This is a genomic window from Pseudovibrio sp. POLY-S9, from assembly GCF_001431305.1.
Lineage (GTDB): Bacteria > Pseudomonadota > Alphaproteobacteria > Rhizobiales > Stappiaceae > Pseudovibrio.
This window is the reverse complement of record NZ_LCWX01000089.1, coordinates 22,859-29,590: the sequence shown is the minus strand read 5'-3', so window position 1 is coordinate 29,590 and position 6,732 is coordinate 22,859. Positions and strand designations below refer to the sequence as shown.

Sequence of the window (6,732 nt, the reverse complement as noted above, 5' to 3'; positions counted from 1 at the left end):
CAGGGTGAAAACCTGAAAGGGCTTTTGACTGAGGCTGTGGCATTTGTTGCTGCTAATGGTCTACCCAATGCGACACGTATTGATCGTCTACGCCTTGCCATTTTGCAGGCCGCATTGGCGGATTACGTTTCAACATCCTTTGTGATGAACCCGACTGATTGGGCGGCAATTGACCTCCTGAAAGATAGTCAGGACCGATACATCTTCGGTAACCCAGGTTCAATGAGCACTCCAATGCTCTGGGGTAAGGATGTAGTGGAATCCAACACCATGTCTGCGGGCGAGTGGTTGACTGGCGATCTGGCGATGGCGGGAACTTATTATGACCGTCAGGAAACTGAAGTGCTCATTTCTTCCGAGCACGACACCAACTTCATTGAAGACATGCTGACCATGAAGGGTCGTAAACGGGTTGCTCTGGCAATCAAACGTGCTGCGGCGATGGTGAAGGGCAACTTCGTTTTCGGGTAATCCCGAACAAATGAGGCCACCAACTGGCTCTGCGATCCTTTGATTGCAGAGCCTTTTTCAGGAGAATGAGCATGTACGTCAAAGTGAACTCAACCCGCCACACCATCCTTGGCACCTTCCGGTTTGGGTGTGTCTACAAGGTCAATGAAAAAGATGCCAAAACCCGAAAGGTCACCAAACCGCTGATGGAAGGCGATGATGCGCCTTTGAAGCGACTGACTGCCAAGCAAGTGCAGGCGGAAAGTATCAAGTATCTCGATCTGACTGGACCTGCGAATGAAGACGCAGGGGAGGAAGAATCCGAAGAGGATGGAGACTAACTTTGCCTTTGATCGAGCTGGAAGAGGCGAAGCGTCATCTGGCCATCTCACACGGTCATGATGACGATCTCCTCCTGACGTTTATTCGCACGGCTGAGGTGTTTGCTGCGCAACATCTGCGGCGGGATCTTAAAGTCGATTTTCCCGATGGACTTCCTGAGCCGATCAAGACGTGTTTGAGCATGCATGTGTTTGCGCTCTACACCAGCCGGGGTGGTGATGCTCCTCCACCTCCTGCTTATGAAGTCATGATGGCTCCCTATAGGAACCTTGCCGGATGACCAGTAAATCAATGCGGGAGGTCGTCTCGTTCGAGGCTTTGGTGTCGAAGTCTGATGGTTATGGCAACCATGTCTCTGATTACGAGCCGCGCTTTGAAGAGCGTGCGCACTTCAAGTTTCTACGCGGCGGTGAGCGTGTGATCGGTGCCCGCCTCGAAGGTATTCAGCCGACTGTGGTTACTATCTGGCGCTCTCCAGATACTGAGGCGATCCAAACCAGTTGGCGTATGAAAGATCTTCTCTCAGGTACCATCTACGCAATTCGCAGCAAGATCCCGACAGATGACCAGCTCTATTTTGAGCTGACCTGTGAAAGCGGTGATATCGATGGTTAAAGGTGAGCAAGAGTTTCGGCAGTTCATGCGCAAAATCTTGCCTGATGCCGTTAAGAACGCTGCTCGGCAAGCTATGGAGGAAGGGGCAGAGCGTATCGTCCAGTACATGCGCCTGCTGGTTCCCAAAGATGAGGGCGAACTGCTTGCAAGTATCGGTTGGACGTGGGGTAAACCACCTGAAGGTGCCATGGTGGTTGGGAAAGTGAAATCATCTGAGCGCGGTCTTCGCATTGTGATTTATGCAGGCAACGCTAGCACAATGGTCACCAACAAGCGCGGCATCAAATTCCAAAATGCTTTGATCCAAGAGTTTGGAACCAAAGATCGTATATCCCATCCCTTCTTCTATCCCGTTTACCGCTCGCAGCGCCGTGCTGTGAAGTCTCTGATCACGCGGCGTATTAACAAGGCAATCAAGGTACTGAATGATGGCTAATCCAGATCTGGAGCTTCAGCAGGCCGTGATTGCTGCTTTGGCGGGAGACGCTGCGCTCATGGAGGTGGTGCACGGTGTTTATGACAGCACTAAAGCTTCCTCTGATGGAGCGCCTTGGGGAGAGCAGCAAGGTTATGTGAGCCTTGGCCCTGAAGATGAATCTGAGGATCATCACGACTGCTTCACCATAGAAGAAATCACAGTTCAAATTGATTGCTGGTCAAAGAAACCCGGCAGAGTGCATGCAAAGCAGATTTTGCGAGCGGTGCGCAATGTACTCAGCGGTGCTGAGCTTCCTCTTCCTTCCTTTGGCAACGTGCTCACCGAGTTAGAGCTTCAGCGGATTGTTCCAGATCCAGAAGAGGGCGTAACGCACGGAATTCTGCAGTTCACATTCGAAATCCAAGTTCACTAGCGAAGGAGGTTTGTCATGACTAAGCCGACAACAGAGCGTTTTGAGGAGATGGTCCTTGAGGTCGATTTTGCGGAAGATGGTAACTACGCCAGAGTTTGCGGCCTTAAGGGTGTTACGATCCAGCGGCAGGCGAATGTTGATGAGACCGAGGTCGTGGATTGCGATGATGAGAGCAAGCCTAATGAGATCTTGAGTGATGTGCGTTCTGTGAAGGTTTCTGTTTCGGCAGAAGGAACCTGGGCGCAGGAGTCTCACGGCAAGATGATGAACTGGTTTTATTCTGCAAAACACCTTCCGGTACGTCTTGGGAACAAAAAAGCGGCATCTGGCGATCCTGAATGGGAGAAGGCTCCTGCAATTTTGTCTCAGCTCTCTCAGGCGCGTTCTGATGGTAAGGGGCGCGTTACGAAAACTATTGAGATCAATATGGTCGGCACTCCTGAAATCGAAAACAAAGCCTGAGCCTGATCTATGGAAGCCAAAAACATTGAATGGATCGGTGGTCAGCACGAGTTTGTGCTGAACATCGGTCAGCTTCGTGCGTTGCAGAAGAACTGCAATGCTGGCCCTGAAGTCATCCTCCTGCGCATCACGACAGGGACTTGGTTTATTGACGATCTGATTGAGACCATTCGCCAAGGCTTGATCGGTGCTGGGATGCCAAACAAAGAGGCGGGGCCCATGGTTCTGCATCTGTTTGAAATGCATGGGGTGTTGGAGTTCAAACCTGTTGCGATTGAGATCCTGACCAATGCACTCGTGGGCGAGGATGATGATCCCGTGGGGGAGCAGGCAGGGGTGAGGCAACAGGAGAACTCTGGCAGTTCTCCAAGTTTTACAAACGAGGAGCCGCAATAGGCTTCACTCCACGAGAAATCGATCAGATGAGCCTATGGGAATATGTGGCCTGCGTAGAGGGTTACAATGAGGTCCATGGTGGCAAATCTGGGAACCCCAGCGGTGAATTTTCAGATGAAGAGCTTCGGGAACTGGGCATTGAAGGGTTTTGATTGATGGCAAAGAATTCTGGCCTGACTATCCCTCTTGAGGTCACCTATAAGAAGTTCCACGATCAGATGTCTCGTTCCGCGGCTGCTGCGGTTAAGTCATCTAATCGGATGGCTGCGGAGAACAAAAAGCTTCAGAAGCAACTGGAGCAAACGCAACAGAAATTCGCGAAACTTCAGGCATCTGCTGGCGGGATGAACGATAATTTTGGCAAGATCGGGAAAGCCTCTCAAGGTGCTGGTAAGGAGATGCAAGGCTTCATCAATGTCTCCAAAGGTGGGCGCTTTGCCATCCAGAACACGTCCAATCAGATTGCTGATATGGCGGTGCAGTTCGAGATGGGCACTGATCCCATGCGGATCATGGGGCAGCAGATCCCGTAGCTTGTAGCTGGTTTTGGAGCTTTGACTGGTACTGTCGGCTTGTTAATGCCTGTTCTGGGGGTGATTGCGGGGATTGGTTTCCCTCTTGCTGGCGTCCTCTTGAGCATGGGTGACAATGCAGAAGGTTCCAGCAAGAAAGTCGATGCTTTCACCAAGGCGTTCAATGAGGCTGAAAGCGCGATCTCAAGAGCTAACAGCTCCATTGCTGATTACTCAAAGAACGGATTGGAGAACATCAGAGACAAGTACGGCGAAGTTACAAGCGCTGTGCTCAATCTTGTGGCCGCGTTAGCAGAGCTGGATTCCAAGGCTGCACAGACAAAAACGGATACGGCTCTGGATTCTTTCTTTGATGATTTTCTGGGCGGTAACAATGCGTTTGCTGAGCTGGATCTCCAGCTTAAGAAGTATCAGGCTATTCAGCATCGCATTGCGCAGCTGAGCGACCCTTTCAGTCAGTCCCGATCAATTGACGCTATCGGGCTTGAAGGTGTCGAGAGCACACTGAAAGATCTCAACCATGAGCTGGAAGCTTCCTCAGATCTCGTGAAAATCTGGGCTGCTGAAATGGCTGCTCTTGAAGATGCAAGAGCAAGCGGGAATATGGAGCGTGTCTCTGAAGCGCTTGCAAAAATGCGTGAGATCCTGACCAGGCTTCCTGATGAGAAGCTTGCAGAGGTAGGCAAAGAACTGGCGCGGGTGGAAAGCATCGCTCGCCAGTCGGTCAGCACAACCAAGCGTTTGAAAACGGCGACTGATGGGGTGGAGCTTAAAGGTCTCTCAGCTGATGCGACCACAATGGCCAATGAAATCAGCCGCGCTGCTGATGCGATGGAGGCCATGAAACGCAATGGTTTGACTTCGCTGGAAGATGCTCAGGTGCGCTTAAAATACAAAGATGATCCGGTGTCTCGGGCTGGCGCTTTGGCCGCTCTGGAATTTGATCGCACTGTCAATCCGCTTGCCCAGCAGGTCGGGCCAACAGGTGGAACTCAGCTTGCCAAAGAGCGCGAAGAGTACATCCGTATGGCTCGTGAACAGGCTCGGCTGCAGGAGGCTTTACGACCTGCGGCCAACAAAGGGCCGGATGTTCTTGGGCTGGGTGATCAGGATGTCACTGCGCTTGAGCGTAGAATTGAGATGTTTGGCCGTACCCGCGAGGAAGTTGCAGCGCTCACCACAAAATACAAACTGCTCGATCTGGCAAAGCAGCAGGGCCTTGATCTTGATGAGCGTTCCGTGAAAACCGGACTGACGCTTCGTGACGAGATCGAGGCGCGGTCGAAATCAGTCTCCCAACTCACAGGCAAGATTGAAGAACAGACGCGGCAAAGCCGCATGATGGCAAGCGTCAATCAGTCCATCACCAACTCACTAACGGATGTCATCTTTGAAGGTGAGCGGTTTGTTGATGTGCTTGGGAATATGGGCAAGGGGATTGCCAAGATGCTGCTGCAGTCTTCTGTGTCCAGCATGACCAGCTCAGTTGGCGGTGGGAATATGGGCGCGATGCTTTCAACCTTGCTCTCCAGCTTTGGTGGTTTTTTCTCAGAAGGGGGCAACCTGGGGGCTGGTAAGTGGGGCATTGCTGGTGAGCGCGGTGTTCCTGAGCTGATTGAGGGGCCGGCAACAATCACTCCGTTCCACAAGCTTCCTCAATCTGGCGGTGGTGGCGGTGAGATGATTTCTCGTGTGATCCTTGAAGTTACACCTGATCTGGAAGCTCGGATCGAGAGTGTGTCCGGGAATGTGGTCAAGGAAGCGGCACCTATGATTGTTGATGCAGCCACCCAGAAAAGCCGTGAGCATATGATTGGCGATTACAATATGCACGCGCAAAACCGGGGAGGTGGCTTCCGTGACTAACGTGATCCATTGGCCTCATTCTTTGTTCGCAAGTCAAGGCAAGCCTAGCTTCCAGAAACGACCATTTAGCAGATCTGGTGGAATGACGCTTGGCGGGCGTGAGTTGGTAACACAGACGGATTTAGGATTCTGGAGAGCCAGAATTCCAAACATTGTGTTGCGCAGGCGAGACCTACGCCATGAAGAGGCTTGGAACGCGATTGAAGTTGCCTTGCACGGGCAAGTGGGTCTGGTGATCGTTTCTGTCTCTCATGTGGGCTCACAAGTACAAAAGCTTGCAAAGCAAGCGCGATCCTATGTTCCCCATGCTGATGAGACTGGGTTTAGCGATGACACCTTTTACGCCAGTGAGCCTGCTCTGGTTCAATTGGAAGAACAGGCGACACTGGGCTCAACGGTGCTCAAACTGCGTGGTCTGCAGAGCGGGCTGAGGTTGAGTGGGATACATTTCAGTTATCTGCATGCGCTCTATAACACCGGGCCAATTATTGAGACTGTAGGTGATGTGGTGCGGGTTCCAATTTTCCCAGCGATCCGGGCACCCATTCCAGCAGGGACATTGCTGAATGTGACAGAGCCCAGCTGCCTCATGAAACTTGCCAGTGACAATGAAATGAATCTGGATTTTAGCAGTTCCAGCTTTACCAGAAAGACTGTGAACTTTGTCGAAGCTATCGACTATTGGGACAAGGTATCTGCACCATGACCCTTCGCAATATTATGATCCTTGTGGCGATGCATTTCCCAACTGGAACTGCTCGTTTCTGGTTTGGTTCTCATCCCTATGTTGACAAGGATGGAAACCACTGGCGACCTGCTGGAGTGCTTCCAACCTCTGCCTTAACCACCATTCAATATGCATTTTCTGGTGAGGCAACCACGATGGACATGGGACTGTCCGGTGTCGATCAGGAGATTGCCGATCTTGCCTATGAAGAGACGCAGGAAAGCGATGTTATCGGCTCAAAGGTGCAGATCCTGCTCCAGACTTGTGACGAAAATTTCCAGCCTTTGCCTCCAGGTCCCATCGTTAAGTTCACGGGCAGGGTCATTGATCTGAAGTTCCGCAAGCGGGCAGTGAGTGACCCGGATAAGCCTCAAATTCTGCATGATGTAACCTTGGTTGTGGGCAATGCTTTTCATGCTCGCAAATCCCGACGCAATGCAGTGCTGTCGGATGCTGACCAGCGAGCCTACTCGCTCAAGGTCAATCCTGA

General features: G+C 51.7%; 12 protein-coding genes. All 12 read left to right on the top strand.

Features of this window, described 5'->3' with window-relative positions:
- Positions 1–471: phage major capsid protein (locus tag PPL9_RS08035; protein WP_152986631.1), on the top strand; the 471-nt coding region annotated here is incomplete at its 5' end.
- Positions 472–542: 71 nt separating this feature from the next.
- A complete protein-coding gene (locus PPL9_RS08030; protein ID WP_057462217.1) occupies positions 543–791 on the top strand; it encodes a hypothetical protein in 249 nt (82 codons plus the stop codon).
- A 2-nt stretch (positions 792–793) separates the two neighbouring features.
- A complete protein-coding gene (locus PPL9_RS08025; protein ID WP_057462216.1) occupies positions 794–1,072 on the top strand; it encodes a head-tail connector protein in 279 nt (92 codons plus the stop codon).
- Positions 1,069–1,407, top strand: a complete 339-nt coding sequence (locus PPL9_RS08020; protein ID WP_057462215.1) for a head-tail adaptor protein — start codon at positions 1,069–1,071, stop codon at positions 1,405–1,407. The genes PPL9_RS08025 and PPL9_RS08020 overlap by 4 nt, the downstream gene beginning before the upstream one ends.
- Positions 1,400–1,843: an HK97 gp10 family phage protein gene (locus PPL9_RS08015; RefSeq protein ID WP_200962159.1), complete on the top strand. Its 444-nt coding sequence runs from the start codon at positions 1,400–1,402 to the stop codon at positions 1,841–1,843. Before PPL9_RS08020 ends, PPL9_RS08015 begins: the two co-directional genes overlap by 8 nt.
- The gene (locus tag PPL9_RS08010) at positions 1,836–2,258 is read left to right on the top strand and encodes a DUF3168 domain-containing protein (protein ID WP_161831243.1); all 423 of its coding nucleotides are present in this window, start codon (positions 1,836–1,838) and stop codon (positions 2,256–2,258) included. Before PPL9_RS08015 ends, PPL9_RS08010 begins: the two co-directional genes overlap by 8 nt.
- 15 nt (positions 2,259–2,273) lie before the next feature.
- Complete coding sequence (locus PPL9_RS08005; protein ID WP_057462213.1) at positions 2,274–2,720, top strand: phage tail tube protein; 447 nt, start codon at positions 2,274–2,276, stop codon at positions 2,718–2,720.
- 9 nt (positions 2,721–2,729) lie between these two features.
- Positions 2,730–3,116 carry a gene transfer agent family protein gene (locus tag PPL9_RS08000; protein ID WP_057462212.1) on the top strand — a complete coding sequence of 129 codons (387 nt, stop codon included), beginning with the start codon at positions 2,730–2,732 and terminating at the stop codon, positions 3,114–3,116.
- A gap of 155 nt (positions 3,117–3,271) precedes the next feature.
- Positions 3,272–3,649 (top strand): hypothetical protein, encoded by a 378-nt coding sequence (locus PPL9_RS07995; protein WP_057462211.1) that lies wholly within the window; start codon positions 3,272–3,274, stop codon positions 3,647–3,649.
- 21 nt (positions 3,650–3,670) lie between these two features.
- A complete protein-coding gene (locus tag PPL9_RS07990; RefSeq protein ID WP_152986630.1) occupies positions 3,671–5,515 on the top strand; it encodes a hypothetical protein in 1,845 nt (614 codons plus the stop codon).
- Positions 5,508–6,221 carry a hypothetical protein gene (locus tag PPL9_RS07985; protein ID WP_152986629.1) on the top strand — a complete coding sequence of 238 codons (714 nt, stop codon included), beginning with the start codon at positions 5,508–5,510 and terminating at the stop codon, positions 6,219–6,221. The genes PPL9_RS07990 and PPL9_RS07985 overlap by 8 nt, the downstream gene beginning before the upstream one ends.
- On the top strand, positions 6,218–6,732 hold a 515-nt coding region (locus PPL9_RS32330), incomplete at its 3' end, for a hypothetical protein (protein WP_057462208.1). The genes PPL9_RS07985 and PPL9_RS32330, both read left to right, overlap by 4 nt.